The sequence below is a fragment of the Clostridioides difficile ATCC 9689 = DSM 1296 genome (genome assembly GCF_001077535.1).
GTDB lineage: Bacteria > Bacillota > Clostridia > Peptostreptococcales > Peptostreptococcaceae > Clostridioides > Clostridioides difficile.
Genome location: NZ_CP011968.1, coordinates 847604 through 867197, shown reverse-complemented (window position 1 = coordinate 867197; position 19594 = coordinate 847604). Strand labels below are relative to the sequence as shown.

Sequence of the window (19594 nt, the reverse complement as noted above, 5' to 3'; positions counted from 1 at the left end):
AACTTATAGAAATAAAGCCTAATGATAGATAATAACATGTATCATTAGGCTTTATTGTAATTTAAATATTATTAAGCTTTATTCTGTTTTAAAATTAATTCTTATACTATTTTAAATCTATTTCTTCCTTGTCTCTTAGAATCATAAAGAGCATTATCTGCTATTTGATACAGTTCATCATACTCTTGACCAGGCTTTGCTATAACTACCCCCATACTAATAGATAAACTTTCTCCATTTGGCAACTTAATGAGATGAATATGATTGTATACATCATTACATTTATTAATAAGTTCTTCCTTATTTATTATATCATTGATATAAACACTAAATTCATCTCCACCCAAACGACCTACTATATCATTTTTTGCAAAACTTTCATCAAGTACCTTTGCAACATCAATAAGTACTTTATCTCCTAACAAGTGACCATAAGTATCATTAATCGACTTAAAATAATCAATATCTATAATCAATAAAGCACCATTTTTTTCAGTTGATAAATTCAACAAATTTTGTGCAGTTAATTTTCTAATATATGCTGCATTATAAATATTGGTTAAACTATCCCTTTGAGCCTTATCTAACAATCTATTCTTTTCCTCTTTTTCAGAATCAATATTACATATTTTCCCGATTACATACATTGGTATTTTTCTATCATTATAAATTATTTTTGAAGTAACTCTAATCCAATGAAAAGTATCATCAAGCATAATAGAATACATTTCAGTTGTTCCATTTTCTTGTGATTTTATTACATCAAAAAACTTTTTATTATATTCTTTCCTTATTTTATCTCTTTCATTTTCTATATTGCCATTTTCACTTTCCTTATCATTTTTATCCAAACCATAATAAGTCTCAATACCCTTTTCTGGCATAGAAATTATCAATTTATCTTGCTTATAATCATACTCAAAAAAGTATTCACTTGTCATTTCATACAACTGAGTATGTTTTTTGAGTTCTAAAGATATCTTCTCGTTCATACTTGTACGAGTATGCAAACCAAATGCCATAAATCCAATAATACAAATTAATAAACTGGCTACAATAAAAATAGTCTCAATTGGATTCTGTTGCATAATATAAAGCAACGAGAAGTCTTGTCTATATGTAGTATTTTGGTAGACAATTGATTGCATTTTTTCTGATGAAATACTTATAATAGCTTTATTAAATATATTCAATAATTCTTGTTTATCTTTTTTAATTATACCAAAACAAATACTCTTTGCTTTATAAGTTTGAGGAACTAGACGCACATTTTTATACTTAGGTTGATTCATATAGTACTGCATAGAATAACCTTCGCCATAAGTGTAATCTGCATAGCCTTTATTAACAGCTTCTATACACTCTTCTAAATTATCATACCAAACTATATTCTCTTCAAACTGACCATAATAATTAATACCTTTGGCTAGAGCTACACGTTTTCCATCTAAACTATTCTCATTTAATTTATTATTAATCATCATAGTATATTGAGTAGAAAGAAAAGGCCGAGACATAACTATATTATGTTCACGAGAGTATTCATAATCATAAATCATTCCTGCTACAATATCAATTTCACGCTTTTTAGTCATGTTTTCTAAATCTTCTTGAGATTTTACAGGCACAAGTTCAAATTCTAAGCCTGTTTTATCACATATATGATTTAACAAATCAATTGATATACCTCTTAATTCACCTGTATCTTTATCTATATTTTGAAATGGTGGTTTGTTTAAAAGTACTCCTACTTTTAATTTTTCTGTCTCTTTAATGTAATCAGTTTCTTCATCAGATAAAAACATTTGATTGTTCTCTGGTGTAAAGTATTTTTCATATAAAGTAGTTGAAAAATATGGGTCTTTCTGTTCAATATTATTAATTGCTGAGTTAAGCTTTTGAGTTAAATTTGTACTACCTTTAGGAGTAATGAAATAAAATGGTTTTGATGAAAATTTTGCTACAGTACGTACACCTTCTAGTGGGTTCATACTCACATTAAGAAGTACATCTGCTTTACCACTCTTTAGTGCTTCTAGTTGCTCATCATTTGTTTTACAATATACCAATTCAGGTGACATAAGATTCATCTTACAATACTCATCTAACTCTTTAAGCCTAGTATCAGAATTTTCTATTACAGCAATACGGATTTTTTTCACATCTTGTGAACTCATTATGTTATCAATATCTGTATTTTCATATAATGCTTGTAGTACTGTATTTGCTACTCCATAATTATTCCCTGCATAATTATATATTTTTTGCATTGGCTCATTGTATAACATACCTCCCATTATATCAATTTCACCATTTTCTAACATCTTCATTAATTTTGTAATAGATTCATTTATATCTCCAGGAACTTGAACAAATTCATAATTCCATCCAGTATACTGTGCAATTTCTAGTAAATATTCATATGTATACCCAAAATAGTTACCTTGCTCATCTATTTCAGTTAAACCTTTTTGAATAGGATAAGCAACACGAATGGTACGATTATCATTACCTATAGCGTTGATACCAAAAGAAAATATGCAAGAAGTGAATATAGATGTAATTACAATAATTAATAAAAGTAATTTTTTTAAATTCACTACACAATCCTCCATATAGTTAAGATTTACAGTATAAATTACTGCATAAACTTGTAGACATGTAAAAATAGATTAGTATATAAAAGGATATATAAATCTACTTAGAAATTTAAATATCCTTAATATATACAATATATTTAAATTATAACTCATTTATATGTCTATTACAACAAATTTACCCTGCTAAATACCTACTCTATATCCCATAATTTTACAAGTTGTAGTGAAGTTTAAGTTCTATCTCACCTCAAATTTAGCAGTGTTTCTATTTACAGTTCTTTTATATTTCACATCTGGATAACCCAATATAAATGAAGTGATAACAGCTTCGTTCTCGCTCATTCCTAACAGTTCTTTTATCTTTGGCTCTACATTTGATGCCATAACAAAAAATCCATTATAACAAATTCCTAATCCTTGAGAATAGGCCATAAGTTCCATATTAGATGCAGCCAGTCCTCCATCTACATAAGCACTTCCACCTAGAGACATATCTCCTACAACTACCATAAGTAGTGGGGCATCATAAAATAAAGAATCATTTCCGTTCTCTTTATATCTTTTGTACATTTTCTTAAATGTATTTTTATAGATAGAACGTACAGGGTCATTGTCATCAGTATCTAATGCCAAATTATAAAGACCTTGTATTGCCAGTTCTTTCACTTCTTTTAGCTTTTCTTTTACTAATATGTATCTTATAGGCTGTCTATTACCACCTGTTGGTGTGTATCTACCAGCTTCCACTATGTTTTTTATTTTTTCTTCTTCTACCTCTATATCTTTATATTGTCTTATACTTCTTCTAAATTTAATAAAATTCAATAACTTTTCGGGTTCTAATTCAAAACTTTCACGATTGTATTCTATTACTTCATTTTTATCAAATCCTTGCATTTCTATTGCATCTGTTGGGCAAATTGCCATACAGTGACCACAGTTAATACAGAGAATATTTTTAACCTTTGCTTTATCATCCTTAACTTTTATTGCATTTACAAGACAGTCTGATTCACACATACCACAGCCTACACATTTTTCTAAATTTATGTCTATCATTCCAAATTATTCCTCCTTTTAAAAAATTTACTTTAGTATAAAACAAATAGTTGTCTAAGTCAATTTTTATTTTTTTAACAATATACTAGCCTTAACTACACTTTAATGGAGAAAAATATACATAAATTGGAACTTAAATTAGAACTTATTCAAAGTAAAAGATAAAAGAAGTAGATGTCTAAAAGTGAACTTTTTAGTTAATTAGATATTCTTTATTGTATGAAATCAAGTGGATATTTATCATTTCAACAATAAAAAAGGCTTACCTCTATTTTGGATATGTCCCTGTCAAGTAGACAGACTAAAAAAAGGCTATCTTTATGCACTGAGATAGCCCCTTTTCCCAACTACTATTGTTTATCTTAATATTAGTCAATAAATTTAATTTGCTATAACCTGTAAGTTACATTTTAATTTGATGTAACTTTAAATTACATTTTTAAGTAATATCTTTAAATTATATTCTTAAAATATATCATTAAACTACATTTTAATTAATCTAAAAACTATATCTTAATTAATCTAAGAAACTTACATTATAATCTTTTAGTTTCCCATTATCATATACAATCTTTGCACTAAAGATATTTCCAGTCTTAGCCCAATTTAAGAACAGCCTGTCACCTTCCCACATATTTAAATCGAATATTTTATCATTATCAACCCAAATTAAATTTCCTTCTTTACAATCATTTAAATCTTTTTCAGATAATTCACCTTCAAACTCATCTGAGAAATACAAAAACATATACCAATCTTCTTCATCTTTAAATTTTGGAAAAGTTATCAACCCTTTATATGACAATGATTTAAGAGTAAGACCAGTCTCTTCTTTTACTTCTCTAATTACACATTCTTCTGGGGTCTCTCCTTGTTCAAACTTTCCTCCAACTCCTACATACTTACCTTCATGTATATCATCTTTCTTTTTATTTCTGTACAACATCAAAGTCTTGTCATCTTTTTCTATATAACAAATAGTTGTAAGTTTCATGTATCTCGCCTTGCTTTCTCTTTATATTCTCAACTAATTATTTTCAGCACTTTCAAGCACATCACTTATATTCTTCATTGCATTAAGAGAAAGCTCTGCAAATTCATCAAATGGAATCCCTATATCTTCTATACTTCTCATTGCATCTCTATTTACATTTGAAGCAAATCTCGTTTCTTTCATTCTTTTAATAACAGACTTAGTCTTTACACTGGTAAGTTTTTTATCTGGATAAACTAAAGCTATAGCAGTTATAAACCCAGTTATAGGGTCTGCTGCATATATTGCTTTTTCCATTAGGCTAGTTCTTGTAACTCCCATTCCATCATGATGACCAAGTATTGCTCTATACATTTCTTCGTCACCGAAGTTTTCTTTTTTAAGCAGTTCTACTGTTGTTGTAGCATGTCCTTCACATATTTCTCCTGGCTTTCTTCCAACTATATCTGAATCCAAATCATGTAAAAGACCTGCCACTGCCCACTCTTCTTCTTTTTCTGGCTCTAGTCTTTTGGCTAATTCTCTCATAACAGCTTCAACAGCATAACAATGTTTTCTCATTCTATCAGTTTCTAAATACTTAAATAAAATTTCTAAAGCTTCTTCTCTCATTTTCACCAATCCCCCTGTTTTTTCACATATATGATATTTTTATATATTAATACACATAAATTCAAGTTTTTATATATATTCATGTATATTTTTCATGTTATATCTATTCTACACCTTTATAGTAGTGTCCTGCAACTGTTCCAATTTCATCTAATTTCTTATACAAGTCTGTAGCCTTTTTTCCAAGTTTATAATTATTACTCAATACCTCAATGTGAGCTTCAATAACCTTTTTAACCATCTCACTATCTTCAACTGTAAAATCTATCCTAAATACATCTATTCCAATTTCCTCTAACTCATATAGATTGTCCAACATACAAGTAACCTTCGAATTGTAAATTGTACTTCTACAGAATATATCTTGTGTTATCCTATAACTTGCATCCGTAAAGTCTCTTAAAGCATAACTACTTTCCTTACATTTAGCAACTCTCTTGTCCTTTTTACAATCTCTAACAACTACTCCCATAGGACAGTATTCTGTAACCATCATAGGAGCATATCCATATATTACTGCTTCAATTTCTACATCTGTATATTTTAAAGTTTGTTTAATTTCATTTAAGTTTAGTTCTTGTGACAAACAAACTGTACTTGCTCCCTCTTCTTTGAAGTGGTTTATACTTTCACTATTGAATGCATTTAAGTAGCAATCTATATTTAAGTCTTTTTTCTTAAAGTATTCCATAGAGCCCCAGTTACCAATTTGAACCTTATTAATTCCTTTTATATTATCCAATATCTCAAATTGCTTGTACTCTTTATTTCTAACAATCCTTGGTGCTGAATAGATTAATTTTTTGTTAGTGACTGCTGTATTATAGTGGTTCTTATTCAAAGTATCTATTTTACTTGTATTTGACAAAGTATCTATGTTATTTGTATTTGAACCCATTAGTTCTTTAGGAGTATCTAAAGACGAAGAAGTATCTAAATCCATAGAAATACTTGAATCTATAGAAATATTTGAATCTATAGAAATACTTGAGACCATTTGTAAAGCTTTTGATAATGTATTTATATCTTCATAATAGATTAAATCTACATTATAATTTAATACTGCTTCTAATTGCTCCAAGTTCTTAACTTTAACTCTAATCTTAGGAACTGTATCAAGTTTTTTCTGTTTATTTACTCTATTTGGCTGGTATTTTAATCTATTCTTCTTAAATTTTCTATCTTTTATCTTTATTCTTTCTTCATCTAAAAGCTCAATACAATCCCTTCTCATTTGATTTAACACACTTATAGGCATACTTACACCTTCATCCAGGTCAATTTCTATCTCTTTTAACTTATATGGTGTATTTCCAAGCTTTTGAATTTGTGTTTCTATTTTTTCTTTACTTAAAGCCACCTTTATAGCTTTTTCAACTATTTTGTCTCCTTCTACCACCGATTTATTTCCACAAAAATCACTTATAAAAAGCTCTGGCTTTTTACCTAGTTTAATACTCACTTTTGCACGTATATTAGTTTTTATGAACTCTTTATCTTGCTGAAATGTAGCTTGTACTCTATCCATCAATTCGCTGTCAGAAGTCTTATATATAAGCTGATTTCTCTTTGCTTCTCCAACAAAATCTAATTCTATCAAATCCCCTTTATGTGCTATTGTAGTTATCTCTCCATCCTTTATTATTCTTCCAATAGTACCTCCACCTAAGTTAATTCCATCACCTTTCTTAAGCGTATTTTCTAGCATTACTCTAAGTCTTTTGTTCTTTCTATTATAATCTAAAACTTTTCCAATATATAGCCCTTGATTATTAGGTCTATTAGAGTTCATTATATCCTTACCAACTTCACCTAATATATATCCTTTTGTAAACTTTCTATTAAATATGGTATACAAATTATTTATTATTTCCTCAGAAATACTTATTTTTTTCTTATCTACAAATTCATTAATCGCTTCTCTATATCCTGAAACCACAGTAGCTACATACTCTGGCTTTTTCATTCTACCTTCAATTTTTAAAGATAATACACCTGCTTCAATTATTTTATCCAAATCTTCTATAGTACTTAAATCTCTAGGACTCAACAAATAATCTCCATTACTTTTTACTACTTCTCCTGTATTTATATCTATCAACTCATACTTTTGTCTACATGGCTGTGCACACCTACCTCTATTTCCAGACCTATTGCCTATCATACTACTCATAAGGCATTGACCCGAGTAACATACACATAAAGCCCCATGTACAAAAACTTCTATATCTACAGTTGTATTTTCACAAATCCATTTTATCTCATCAACATTTAATTCTCTTGCTAAAACAACTCTATCAAACCCTACACTCTGAAGGTATTTTACATCTTCTAAGGAATGTGCTACCATTTGAGTGCTTGCATGTAGTTCAAAGTCAGGTAATAGTTTTTTTATAAGTCTTGCCATTCCTATATCCTGTACTATTAAAGCATCAATATCTATATCGTATAAAAATTTTACATACTCTACAAAATCTTCTATTTCATACTGTTTTATCAATGTATTTACAGTAACAAAGACTTGCACTCCCCTTATATGAGAGTATTTAACAGCCTCAATCAGCTCATTTCTATCAAAGTTATTTGCAGATGCTCTAGCACTAAAGTCTTTACCACCTAAATACACAGCATTTGCTCCGTTTTGAACTGCTGCTTTTAATGAATCAAAAGAGCCTACTGGTGCAAGTAATTCTATTTTTTTCATATTTTTCTCCTCTATTTATACTTGTTAGGTTAATATAATTATATCTATAACTTAAATATTTGTATTAAATTTATATATTTCTTACTATATTTTAAATTCTTCAATCAATTTATATATTAGTTATTTATATTTGGTTCATTTGAGTTAACATATACATTATTTACTATATTTAGTATATTTCTATTAACTTATATATTTATTACTGTATTTTAAATTCTTCAATTAATTTATATACTGCTTACTAAATTTAAAACATTTTAATTAATTTGTACACTGTTTACTATACTTGAAATACTTCTATTAATCTATATATTGCCTACTATACTTAAGACATTTTAATTAATTTATACACTGCTTACTATATTTTAAATTCTTTAATTAATCTATACAATATTTGCTATATATAAAGTATATCAAATAACAGCTTCATTTTTTTGTAAATTTACAGAAAGTTAATTTTCATTAAATGAATCATCTTTATTGATAAACATAATTCCAAAGACCACTGCCAAAATAAAAAAACATATTAGTATTGATTTTTCCACGAAAATTTTTGTAAAAAAAGTTCCTAAAATAGCTCCAGATATAAAGAATATAATAATAGCATAATACTGTAAACTCTTTTTTATCATAAAAATATTCTTAGTATGTATATAATGAAATAAAGTTTCTGTAGCACTTCTTAAATTTCCAGTACACATTGTCGTTGCAAAACTATTCCCATTTACTTTTCTAAAACTCTCTACTTGCATTGAACAAATAAAAGAAATAGCAACATTTACAAACATATTAAATCTTCCTCTAGGAATAAATGAAACAATAAGTATTGTAATCATTTCAATTATAATGATAACCTGACGCCAATGAATCTTTGTCTTATTATTTGTAAAATACTTTCTTATCTTCTCGGCTATAAATACACCTAACATAAATGCCAAAATAGGAATCAAATAATAAAATGATTCCTTTACATTACCTTCTGCTATATTAAGCCCAAACAAAACTATATTTCCAGTTTGTGCATTAGCAAAGACTTTACCTCTTACCACATAAGTATAAATATCCAAAAATCCTCCTGTTATTGCCAACAAAGAACATAAAAAGAATGATTCAGACATCTGACTCTTGCTTGTCATATATAAACCTCTCGCTTTCTAATGATAGATACAAAATCAAAATCATTTTAGATTCTATTTTTCATTGATATAAAAAAATTATTTATATTTAAATATTGTCTATATTTATACATCATTTATATTTATTTATATTTAAACATTATCTATATCTATATAGCATTTATATTTATACATTAAAAGAAGCTGTCTCAAAAAACAAGAGACAGCAAATCTTTTAGTTTATTCCACATTTTTTGCATCATTATTTAACCCTGTACATTTTAACTGTAAATCATAAGCTTTGTTTTGAAACTCAGAAGCTAAGTTTTCAGCTATAGTAGCTCTTTCATTTGCTTCTTCAAGTTGAGTACTTAACTCCTCAATCTTGTTTTTATAAGCATCTAACTCTGCTCTAGAACCTTCTGTCGTATTACTAAGTTCGAATATTTCTTGCTTTTTATTTTCTATAATCTCAATTAACTCTTTCATCTTAGTTTCAGCTTCACGATTTTCTGCTTCTTTTTCTGCTATCGTAAGCTTTAAAGATTTGATTTCTAATTGAAGCTCTTCATTAGATGCTCCAACCTTCTTACTCAATTCTTCATTCGCTTTAATCAACTTCTCATTCTCATCTGAACATTCAAATAAAAGGTCTGATATATTTAATGCAGTTAATATCGCAGCAACTGATAAGCTCAATTTCGGGTTTTGACGTGTTATTTTATCCATTTCTTTGTCTACAAAATCAGCAATACTAATCATAAACTTCTCTGATTTGTCTCCAACCATTGGATATTCAGCGCCATGGATTTTAACCATTACTTTGTTCATCCTAACCTCCCCCGACATTAGTTGTTAATTTGATCTTAAGTTAGCATTTAATTTTTCGCTTAATTCACTTAATATCTTATCATGCACCTTAGCTACATCTTCATCTGTTAGAGTTTTATCTTTACTTCTATAAGTTATTGAATATGCAATTGACTTGTATCCAGCTTCTATTTGAGAACCTTTGTAAACATCAAATAACTTGTAGCTTTCTACTAATCCTTGACCATTTTCCTTTATTATATCTTCTATTTGTTTTACAAATACATCATCTTTAACAATAAGAGCTATATCTCTTGATGTAGATGGATATTTTGGTAATGGCACATAATTCTTTGTTCTATCAGAATTATCAAATACAAAGTCAATATCTATTTCAGCGACATAAACTCTTTGACCTAGATTGTAGTTTTCTATAACATCTGGATGCAATTCACCTAATGTACCTACATATTTATTATTATACACTATTTTAGCACATCTACCAGGGTGGAAGGTAGTATTATTATCTTGAGGTTCAATTTCATAACCTTTAAATCCGACATTTACAAGTATAGTTTCTATAGTTCCTTTTAGTGCAAAGAAGTCAACATCTTTACCATACATACCTACACACATTCTATTTTCTTCCTTAGGTAATTCTGAATCTTGTGGGATGAATATATGTCCACACTCAAATGCAGATACTTCTTCTATTTTATGAGATACATTAGTTGATAAAACATCTAACATATTTGGTATTAAAGTAGTTCTCATTACAGAAGTTTCTTCTCCTAATGGGTTAAGTAATTTAACAAAATTTCTCTTTGCATTACCTTCTGGTACTCTTATCTTATCTACTCCCTTAGGGCTTACAAATGAATATGTTAATATTTCATTTAATCCTACAGCAGTTGAATTATCTTTTAAAGCATCCATGAATTTTTGTTTTGAAGTTTTAATTCCTGCTGTCGTATTTCCTTCTAATTGTACAGAAGGTATATTCTCAAATCCATAAATTCTAGCTATTTCTTCCCATACATCAGCTTCTTGTTCCATATCTGTTCTAAAGCTTGGTACATCTATTTCTAATTTATCATTAGCTACCAAATTACATTTAAACTCTAATGATTCTAAAATTCCTACAAACTGCTCCATTGGTACATCTACACCTAATAGGTGGTTAATTCTTTGAGGATTTACTACCAATTTTTTAGGTTCTGGTTTATTTGGATATACATCTACAACACCTTTTAAAACTTTTCCTGCTCCTAACATTTCAACAAGTTGTGCAGCTCTATTTGCTGCTATCTCTGCAAGATTAGGGTCTAAGTCTTTTTCATTTCTTGAAGATGCTTCTGACCTAATACCAACTTTTTTAGCTGTCATTCTTATGTTTTCTGGTTTGAAATTGGCACTTTCAAAAAGTACAGTCTTCGTATTAGAAGTTATTTCTGAGTTAGCACCACCCATTACACCAGCTAAACCAAGTGATTTTTCTCCATTTGTTATAACTAGCATATCTTTGTCTAATGTTCTCTCAACATCATCTAATGTTACAAGTTTCTCTCCATCTTTAGCATTTCTTACTACTATTCTTCCAGTCTCTACTTGATTTATATCAAAAGCATGAAGTGGTTGACCAAGCTCTAACATTACGAAGTTTGTTATATCGACTATGTTACTTATAGGTCTTACTCCTGCTTCTGTAAGTCTTCTTTGCATCCAATATGGAGAAGGTTCTATTTTTACATCTGTAACCATTCTAGCAACATATCTTCTACATAAATCTGGATTATCTATCTCAACTTTGAAATCTATCTCTTCGTCACTTTCTTTTACTTCGATTTCAGGATATTTTACTTTTGTTCCTATAGTTGCAGCTGCTTCTCTAGCTATACCCATCATGCATTTACAATCAGGTCTGTTTGAAGTTAATTCAAAATCTATTAAAGCATCTTTTAATCCTAAAACATCTTTTATATCTTTTCCTAATTCATAAGAATCTTCGTGGTCTAAAATATATATACCACCTCTTTTATACTCCTCAATGTAATGTTCATCTATACCTAGTTCAGCTGCTGAACACATCATACCATCTGATAATTCACCTCTGAAATCAGTCTGTTTGATTTCAACTCCTCCAGGTAACTTAGAACCATTTACAGCTACTGGAATATAATCTCCTTCTGATATATTTGTAGCTCCTGTAACTATTTGAACAACTTTATCTCCAATATCTACTTTGGTTACAACCAACTTATCAGCATTTGGATGTTGTTTTATTTCTAAAATCTTTCCAACCAATATATTTTCTATTTCTTCACCATAATAATCTATTGTTTCAACTTTAGTTCCTGTCATTGTCATTTTATCAGCGAACTCTTTTACATCCATGTCTATATCAACATAGTCTCTAAGCCATTTTAAAGATACTAACATCTACATACCCTCCTAATTAAAATTGATTTAAGAATCTCATATCATTTTCGAATAATAATCTAATATCATCTATTTCGTATTTAAGCATTGCAAGTCTTTCAACCCCAACTCCAAATGCAAATCCACTGTAAACTTCTGGGTCTATTCCACAATTTCTAAGCACATTTGGATGAACCATACCTGAACCTAATATTTCTATCCAACCTTCATATTTACACATTGGGCAACCTTTACCACCACATTTGAAACAAGTAACATCAACCTCTGCACTTGGTTCTGTAAATGGAAAGTTGTGAGGTCTAAACTTAGTTTTGATATCAGAACCAAACAATTTTTCAACGAAGATATCCATAGTTCCTTTAAATTCTGCCATAGTAACATCTTTTCCAACAACAAGCCCTTCTATCTGATGGAACATTGGTGAGTGTGTAGCATCTGGCGAGTCTGACCTAAAACATCTACCTGGTGCAATTACTTTTATTGGTAACTCTTGACTTCTCATAGTTCTTACTTGAACTGGAGATGTTTGAGTTCTAAGTAATACCCCATCATTGATATAGAATGTATCGCTCATATCTCTTGATGGATGGTCTTTAGGAGCGTTTAATGCGTCAAAGTTGTTTTCAACAGTCTCAACTTCTGGCCCTTCTGCTATAGAGAATCCCATTCCGATAAATATATCTGTTACTTCATCTATAATTTGAGTTATTGGATGCTTCTTCCCAACCTTTAAAACTTTTCCTGGTTGAGTAACATCTATCACTTCCTCTTTTAATTTTCTTTCTTTTTCAATAGCATTTATTTCTTCTTTTTTGGAATTTATGCTAAGTTCAATGTTTTCTCTTACCTCATTGGCAACCTTACCAACTACTGGTCTTTCTTCAGCAGATAATTTACCCATTTCTTTAAGTATGGCAGTTATCTCACCTTTTTTTCCTAAGTACTTAACTCTTAAACTTTCTACACTTTCTATGCTTTGTGCTTCTTTTATTTCAGCCAAAGCTGCTTCACGTAAAGCAAGTAATTTTTCTTGCACACATATCACCCTTTCGTTTTTTTGTATAAAAAAAGCCCCTCAATCCCTGTCTAGGGACGAAAGGCTATAGTTTCGCGGTACCACCCTAGTAGTTTAACAATTTAAAAATCATCAAACCACCTCTAACAAACTTAACGCGTTTTTAACGTCAAAGCCTACTGTAAAATTTCAGCTCTGTTACTCCAGAGGGAACTTCTCATGACCTCTTAGAAAACACTCCCAGCCTAGGTGTTTATCTCTTTACTAAGTTTAATCAAAATACTTTCCTCTTTCATTGCATTTACAATATTATATTGTTTATTTTAGTATTATATCATTTCCATTCAAATTATGTGACTATTTTTAATATATATCCAATACATAATTAATTTAATTATTTTTTATATAATATATATCTAATGCATAATTAACTCAATTATTTTTTATATAATATACATCTAATGCATAATTAACTCAATTATTTTTTATATAATATACATCTAATATATAATTAATTTAATTATTTTTTTAATATATATTGACTATTTTTGATACTCTACTATTTAATTCAAGATTATAACATGACATTATATTTATTACAATACATTAAATTAAGTATTTTTTTATTTCATACATCAGTATAGCAGAGCTTATCGCAGCATTTAACGACTCGGCTTTACCATATATAGGTATCTTAACCAAAATATCAGACTTTGATACAAGTTCTTCATTTATTCCATTTGCTTCGTTTCCTATCACCAATGCTACTTTTGAGCCATAATCTATTTTGTCATAAAAATTTTCTGTATTTAAGTAACTTGAAACTATATTAAAATCCAATGATTTAAGCATGTCCACAGTTTCATCTTGTGAAGCATCAATTATATTCATATCAAAAATAGAACCCATAGTAGACCTAATTACTTTTGGGTTGTATATATCGACACATCCCTTTAGTGCTATTATGGCATCTACTCCAGCAGAATCAGCAGTCCTTATTATAGTCCCCATATTTCCTGGGTCTTGTATTCTGTCTAAAATCAATACAAATTTATCTTTTTTATTTATACTTTCACTTAATTTTTTTTTCTTAAATGAAACTACACCTATTATTCCTTGAGTATTTTCTGTATCCACTAATTCTTTAAAGTTTTTATTAGTAGTCTTGTATATCTTTGTGTTTTTTTTATCCAAATCTTCTAATAGTTTTACATGTTCTTTCTTATTTTCAAATTCTTCATTGATAAATACATAATCAAGGTTTGCCATACATTCAAGTGCAAGCATTACTACTCTGTATCCTTCTATTATGAACTTTGACTCTTTATTCCTATTCTTTGATTTTAATAGTGCTCTTGTATACTTTAACTTTTCATTATCCTTACTGTTTATATTTGTAATCATTTTATCTAAATGCTAATAACTTATAAATTTTTATATTAGCACAGCCTCCTTACTTTTAATTTAATTTCTCTTTATCTAATCTTACAAATAAATACTACCTTCGATTAAAAAAATAGTATCATATAACTATTCATAATTATATGATACTATCTACTTTCATTGCAATTAAATATATATTAAATAGTAAATTATCTTCTTCTAATTATCCCCTTATTTCCAGATGTTATCGCTGTTATACTAGTATTTTGACCGATTATAACTAGGATACTTCCGGCTGTAAGTTCCTCATCTGGAGAAGGTGTAACATTTATATTTTTACCTGTTTTTATAGCAAGTACAGTTATCTCATATCTAGCTCTTAATTCAAGCTCTATAAGTGTCTTGCCAACCCAACTATTTGGAGTTACGATTTCAACAATTGAATACTCTGGGTCAAGTTCAATATGGTCTAATATATTATCCGAAACTAAATTGTGTGCAACTCTTACTCCCATATCTCTTTCTGGAAATACAACTCTATCTGCACCAATTTTATAAAGAACTTTAGCTTGTAATTCATCCTTTGCCTTACATATTATCAACTCTACACCCATTTCTTTGGCTATAAGAGTCGCCATTATAGATGCCCTTATATCAGAACCTATTGCAACTACTGCTACATCAAAGTTACCTAAACCTAATGACCTTAACGCTTGCTCATCAGTAACATCCACTATAAGTGAATGGGTTACCTTGTCAGATATACTTTGAACTGAATCTTCATTTTTGTCTATTGCCATTACTTGATGTCCTAAAAGATGCATAGTAGACGCAACTGAACTTCCAAATCTCCCACACCCAATGACTATATATTGCTTCATCTCGAAACTTCCTCCCTAATACACAATTTATATAATATCTCTTAAATTAATTGTTTACACATACAAAACTTATATACTTTACACATACAAAACTTATATACTTTACACATACAAAACTTATACACAATATATAATTTTATATACACAGATTAATTTAATTTTGATTTACCTTTTTATTTGTATTTTATTTCCCTGTTTTTTTATTTCATTAATTAATTTTGTTCATTAGTCGATTTTATTTCTTCATATAATTACATCTAGGCTCATTTATTTTATCAACAGATTTACAGTGCTACTCTAAATCCATTATAAATTTATACTACTTCTTGGTAACTTAACCAACCATAATTTTACCTTCTGCATATCTGATTGGTTGACTCTTTCTTCTACCACCAGAAAGTATAGCCATAAATAAAGTAAGAGAACCAACTCTACCCATAAACATAAAGATTATTATTATAATCTTACCTAAAGCATTTAAGTTTGGAGTTCCAGCTAAACTTGAACCAACTGTAGCAAGTGCTGATGTAACCTCAAAAGCTGATTGAACTAATGTAAAATTAGGCTGAGTTATTGAAATAATCAATGTTCCAAAAATAACTGCTGATATACTGATTACAAATATACCAAGAGATTTTTTTATAGTTGATGGAGCTAATCTTCTTTCAAAAGCTTCTATATCTGATTTTCCTGATAGAAAACTTCTAACTGTAATGATTAAAACAGCTAGTGTTGTTGTTTTTATACCCCCACCAGTTGATGCAGGTGATGCTCCAATAAACATCAAAATTATCATTACAAATACACTACTTTCTCGTAAAGTAGCTAAATCAAGCGTATTAAAACCAGCAGTTCTTGCTGTTACTGATTGAAATATTGCTGATAGTACTTTTCCCTTTAAAGGCAAGTCCGCCATAGTAGCTTTTTGATTAAATTCTATAAGAAAAATAAATAATGCACCCACAAAAATAAGTGTAGCAGTTGAAAACAATACAACCTTAGAATGCACATTTAATTTTGAAAATCTTCTTTTTCTTACAATATCAAGTACAACAGGGAATCCTAGCCCTCCAAGCACTATAAGTGCGCAAACAGTCATTGATACTGTAAAGTTGTTTACATAAGAATTTAACGATGTAAATGGGCCACTTACACTGCCCATCAAGTCAAATCCGGCATTACAAAACGCTGATATTGCGTGAAATACACTATACCATATCCCTTTAGACAAACCAAATTGTGGAATAAAGACAGTTGATAAAACCAGTGCACCTATTCCCTCTATTGTTATGGTTATTATTAATACAAATCTTGTAAGTCTTACAAGTCCCGATAAATCAGCTTGATTTAATGACTCTTGTATTAATAATCTTTCTCTTAGTTGTATTTTTTTTCGTGCCATAAGTGAAAACATTGTGGCTACGGTCATAAATCCAAGACCACCAATTTGTATCAATGTTATTATAACTATCTGTCCAAATAAACTCCAATAAGTTGCTGTATCTACCATAACTAGACCAGTAACACAAACCGCTGAAGTAGCCGTAAATAGAGCATTTAATAAGCCTATACTCTCTCCACTCTGCGACGCTATCGGGAGTGTTAACAACAATGCTCCGATTACAATAATCGCAGCAAACCCAGATACCATTATTTGAGTAGGACGCATTCCATCTGCGTAGAGAATAAGTCTTCTAACTATTGTTTTCAACTTTCTTTATACCTCCTTAACATAAAATCACTACTGTTAAGACCCTTAATTTGTTTATTTTTAGAGCTTTCCTCTAAATTATTATTCTATTATAGTATAAATATTGTATAAAGACAATGATAGTAATTTTTATAATTTCTGTTTGGAATATTTTAAATTTTTATATATATCTTTTAATTTAAATTGCACCAAAAACATCTATATTTTTTACATATAATAGGTCTAAAACTATCATAGCTTTTACTATTTTGTACTTAAAATTTATTTATCATTTTACCAGTATAAATTTCATATACTTTTTTGAAGTTAAATTTTTTATATTATTTATAATCTTATCTATATCTTTATGTTAAATTTTCTTAACATGCATTTTTTATATTTAATATAGTAAAATAATTAATAACTATATCCATGATTGGAGGATTTTTATGGTTAAATCCAAGAAGAAAATATTTGTTTTTCTAATTTTAATTGCAGTTTTTATTATATTTGCATCATACATAAGAAATTATACTAATGATACAAAAAAAGATTCTGTTAGAGGAACTATTCCTTTTGAAAAAATGGAATATAAGCGTCCTAATATACAGTCAATTTGCGAAAACATTAACAAGTGCAACGACAAACTTTTAACAGCTAAAACAGCTAAGGAACAATTAAATTTATTTAATGAAGTTGATAAAATTTATCAAGATTTTTACAGTACACTTACTATAGCAAAAATTAGAAATAACATAGATTCATCAGACGAATTTTACTCTAAGGAATATAAGTATCTTATGAGTAAATCAGTAGATGTTGACATGTCATACAAAGACTTTCAAGATAGATTTGTAACTTCTAAATTCTCTAAAGAATTAGAAAAAGAACTTGGAAAGGATACATTTAATTATCTAAAGAACATTGGAAAACTTAATTCTAAAGAAGTTGAAGGTTTGCTTAAAAAAGAGCAAGACCTAGTTGTAAAATATGAAGACTTATTAGCTAAATCTACAGTATCAATAGATGGTATAGAGGTAGACTTTGAAGAAGCCTTGTCAAGACCAAATCTTAGCCCTGAAGAATATGTGAAAATTTATTCAGATTACTTAAAAAAATACAATCCTATATTTGGTAACATATTCTTAGAACTTATACAGACAAGAACTGAAATAGCAAGTAAGCAAGGATTTAAGAATTATATAGATTATGCCTATATGAACCTAAACAAAGACTATTCTCAAGAAGAAGCTAAAAAATTTAGACAAGACGTAAAAGATTACATAGTTCCATTATATAGAGAGATTTCATCTAAACCATCTGATTCTTCTATTTATATTAAAGTATATAAAAATCGCTCATTTAGGAAGTTTGATAAAGTACTTGAAGATATATCTCCAAAACTAAAAGAGAGCTTCGACTATATGAAAAAATATGACTTGTACGATTATTCTTCTGGAAAAAACAAATCACCTGGAGGATATACTACTTATATAAATAAATATAAAGCACCTTTCTTGTTTAATACATGGGACAATTCTTTTTTAGGTGTTACTAGTTTTGCTCATGAGTTTGGTCATTTTTATAATTACTACAACAGTATTAACTTAAATAATAAGATACAACCAAGTATAGATGTATGTGAAGTTCATTCAACATCTTTAGAAATTCTATTTTATAAATATTTTGATGATTTTTTTGGTAAACAATCTGAAGCTATAAAAAAAGAACACTTATCGATTGTTTTAAATACTATTATTGATGCTTGTCTTTATGATGAATTTCAAGAAATTATATACAAGAATCCATATATGAGTCTAAATGATATCAATAAATTGTTTTTTGATTTAGAGGAAGAATATGGAGTTTCCAATAATATACTTAGAGAAAAAAATGCTCCTTTTTGGATACTTGTATCTCATAACTTCCAAGTTCCTTTTTATTACTTGAGTTATGGTCTTGCATCTGATGTATCACTTCAGATATGGCAATTATCACAAGAAGATTACAGAAAAGCTGTTGATGTATATATGGATTTTTTAAATCAAAATACTGATGCTGGATTTAAAGATGTGGTAGAAAAGGTAAATTTACAATTACCTTTCCAAAATGGAAATTTAGAGGAAATAAGCTCTACTTTATATGATTATTTTGGTATAGATAATCCACTTGAACTAAAAAATGCTTCTTAATTTCTAATACTTTATACTCATTCTTAAGATTTAGTATTAGATTGAAATAAGTGATATTTTTTCACACACAATTAATGTTTAATAAAATTATATGGTAAAG

At 28.7% G+C, this 19594-nt stretch carries 13 protein-coding genes and 1 other annotated feature; of the genes, 1 reads left to right on the top strand and 12 read right to left on the bottom strand.

Annotated elements, in window-relative coordinates; genetic code table 11:
* Positions 1-101: 101 nt before the first annotated feature.
* The 12 genes from CDIF1296T_RS04410 to CDIF1296T_RS04355 form a co-directional block, all read right to left on the bottom strand.
* Positions 102-2615, bottom strand: a complete 2514-nt coding sequence (locus CDIF1296T_RS04410) for a diguanylate cyclase domain-containing protein (RefSeq protein ID WP_021368491.1) — start codon at positions 2613-2615, stop codon at positions 102-104.
* A 222-nt stretch (positions 2616-2837) separates the two neighbouring features.
* The gene (locus tag CDIF1296T_RS04405; RefSeq protein ID WP_009895755.1) at positions 2838-3659 is read right to left on the bottom strand and encodes a nitroreductase family protein; all 822 of its coding nucleotides are present in this window, start codon (positions 3657-3659) and stop codon (positions 2838-2840) included.
* Positions 3660-4176: 517 nt separating this feature from the next.
* Complete coding sequence (locus tag CDIF1296T_RS04400; RefSeq protein ID WP_003436879.1) at positions 4177-4653, bottom strand: NUDIX hydrolase; 477 nt, start codon at positions 4651-4653, stop codon at positions 4177-4179.
* A 33-nt stretch (positions 4654-4686) separates the two neighbouring features.
* A complete protein-coding gene (locus CDIF1296T_RS04395; RefSeq protein ID WP_003436878.1) occupies positions 4687-5265 on the bottom strand; it encodes an HD domain-containing protein in 579 nt (192 codons plus the stop codon).
* A 103-nt stretch (positions 5266-5368) separates the two neighbouring features.
* Complete coding sequence (locus tag CDIF1296T_RS04390; protein WP_009895753.1) at positions 5369-7969, bottom strand: U32 family peptidase; 2601 nt, start codon at positions 7967-7969, stop codon at positions 5369-5371.
* Positions 7970-8421: 452 nt separating this feature from the next.
* Positions 8422-9105 carry a YoaK family protein gene (locus CDIF1296T_RS04385; RefSeq protein WP_003436876.1) on the bottom strand — a complete coding sequence of 228 codons (684 nt, stop codon included), beginning with the start codon at positions 9103-9105 and terminating at the stop codon, positions 8422-8424.
* Positions 9106-9324: 219 nt separating this feature from the next.
* A complete protein-coding gene (locus CDIF1296T_RS04380; protein WP_009895750.1) occupies positions 9325-9915 on the bottom strand; it encodes a cell division protein ZapA in 591 nt (196 codons plus the stop codon).
* Positions 9916-9939: 24 nt separating this feature from the next.
* Entirely contained in the window at positions 9940-12333 is a 2394-nt protein-coding gene (pheT, locus tag CDIF1296T_RS04375; RefSeq protein ID WP_009888509.1) for a phenylalanine--tRNA ligase subunit beta, read from the bottom strand.
* A 16-nt stretch (positions 12334-12349) separates the two neighbouring features.
* Entirely contained in the window at positions 12350-13369 is a 1020-nt protein-coding gene (gene pheS, locus CDIF1296T_RS04370; RefSeq protein ID WP_003436795.1) for a phenylalanine--tRNA ligase subunit alpha, read from the bottom strand.
* A gap of 49 nt (positions 13370-13418) precedes the next feature.
* Positions 13419-13653: a binding site (T-box leader), on the bottom strand.
* A 301-nt stretch (positions 13654-13954) separates the two neighbouring features.
* Positions 13955-14752: a TrmH family RNA methyltransferase gene (locus tag CDIF1296T_RS04365; protein WP_018112767.1), complete on the bottom strand. Its 798-nt coding sequence runs from the start codon at positions 14750-14752 to the stop codon at positions 13955-13957.
* A gap of 188 nt (positions 14753-14940) precedes the next feature.
* Positions 14941-15612: a potassium channel family protein gene (locus CDIF1296T_RS04360; RefSeq protein ID WP_003418257.1), complete on the bottom strand. Its 672-nt coding sequence runs from the start codon at positions 15610-15612 to the stop codon at positions 14941-14943.
* A 334-nt stretch (positions 15613-15946) separates the two neighbouring features.
* Complete coding sequence (locus CDIF1296T_RS04355; RefSeq protein ID WP_009888508.1) at positions 15947-17323, bottom strand: TrkH family potassium uptake protein; 1377 nt, start codon at positions 17321-17323, stop codon at positions 15947-15949.
* A gap of 428 nt (positions 17324-17751) precedes the next feature.
* Between CDIF1296T_RS04355 and CDIF1296T_RS04350 the strand changes: the two genes are divergently transcribed.
* On the top strand, positions 17752-19494 hold the full coding sequence (locus tag CDIF1296T_RS04350) for a gluzincin family metallopeptidase (RefSeq protein ID WP_009895743.1): 1743 nt from the start codon (positions 17752-17754) through the stop codon (positions 19492-19494).
* Positions 19495-19594: the final 100 nt, after the last annotated feature.

Bases quoted from the DNA above. Each gene is read 5' to 3' on its own strand.
- pheT (WP_009888509.1), bottom strand. From the start codon at position 12,333: ATGTTAGTATCTTTAAAATGGCTTAGAGACTATGTTGATATAGACATG.
- CDIF1296T_RS04350 (WP_009895743.1), top strand. From the start codon at position 17,752: ATGGTTAAATCCAAGAAGAAAATATTTGTTTTTCTAATTTTAATTGCA.
- CDIF1296T_RS04380 (WP_009895750.1), bottom strand. From the start codon at position 9,915: ATGAACAAAGTAATGGTTAAAATCCATGGCGCTGAATATCCAATGGTT.
- CDIF1296T_RS04365 (WP_018112767.1), bottom strand. From the start codon at position 14,752: ATGATTACAAATATAAACAGTAAGGATAATGAAAAGTTAAAGTATACA.
- CDIF1296T_RS04395 (WP_003436878.1), bottom strand. From the start codon at position 5,265: ATGAGAGAAGAAGCTTTAGAAATTTTATTTAAGTATTTAGAAACTGAT.
- CDIF1296T_RS04360 (WP_003418257.1), bottom strand. From the start codon at position 15,612: ATGAAGCAATATATAGTCATTGGGTGTGGGAGATTTGGAAGTTCAGTT.
- CDIF1296T_RS04410 (WP_021368491.1), bottom strand. From the start codon at position 2,615: ATGGAGGATTGTGTAGTGAATTTAAAAAAATTACTTTTATTAATTATT.
- CDIF1296T_RS04405 (WP_009895755.1), bottom strand. From the start codon at position 3,659: ATGATAGACATAAATTTAGAAAAATGTGTAGGCTGTGGTATGTGTGAA.
- CDIF1296T_RS04385 (WP_003436876.1), bottom strand. From the start codon at position 9,105: ATGACAAGCAAGAGTCAGATGTCTGAATCATTCTTTTTATGTTCTTTG.
- CDIF1296T_RS04390 (WP_009895753.1), bottom strand. From the start codon at position 7,969: ATGAAAAAAATAGAATTACTTGCACCAGTAGGCTCTTTTGATTCATTA.
- CDIF1296T_RS04400 (WP_003436879.1), bottom strand. From the start codon at position 4,653: ATGAAACTTACAACTATTTGTTATATAGAAAAAGATGACAAGACTTTG.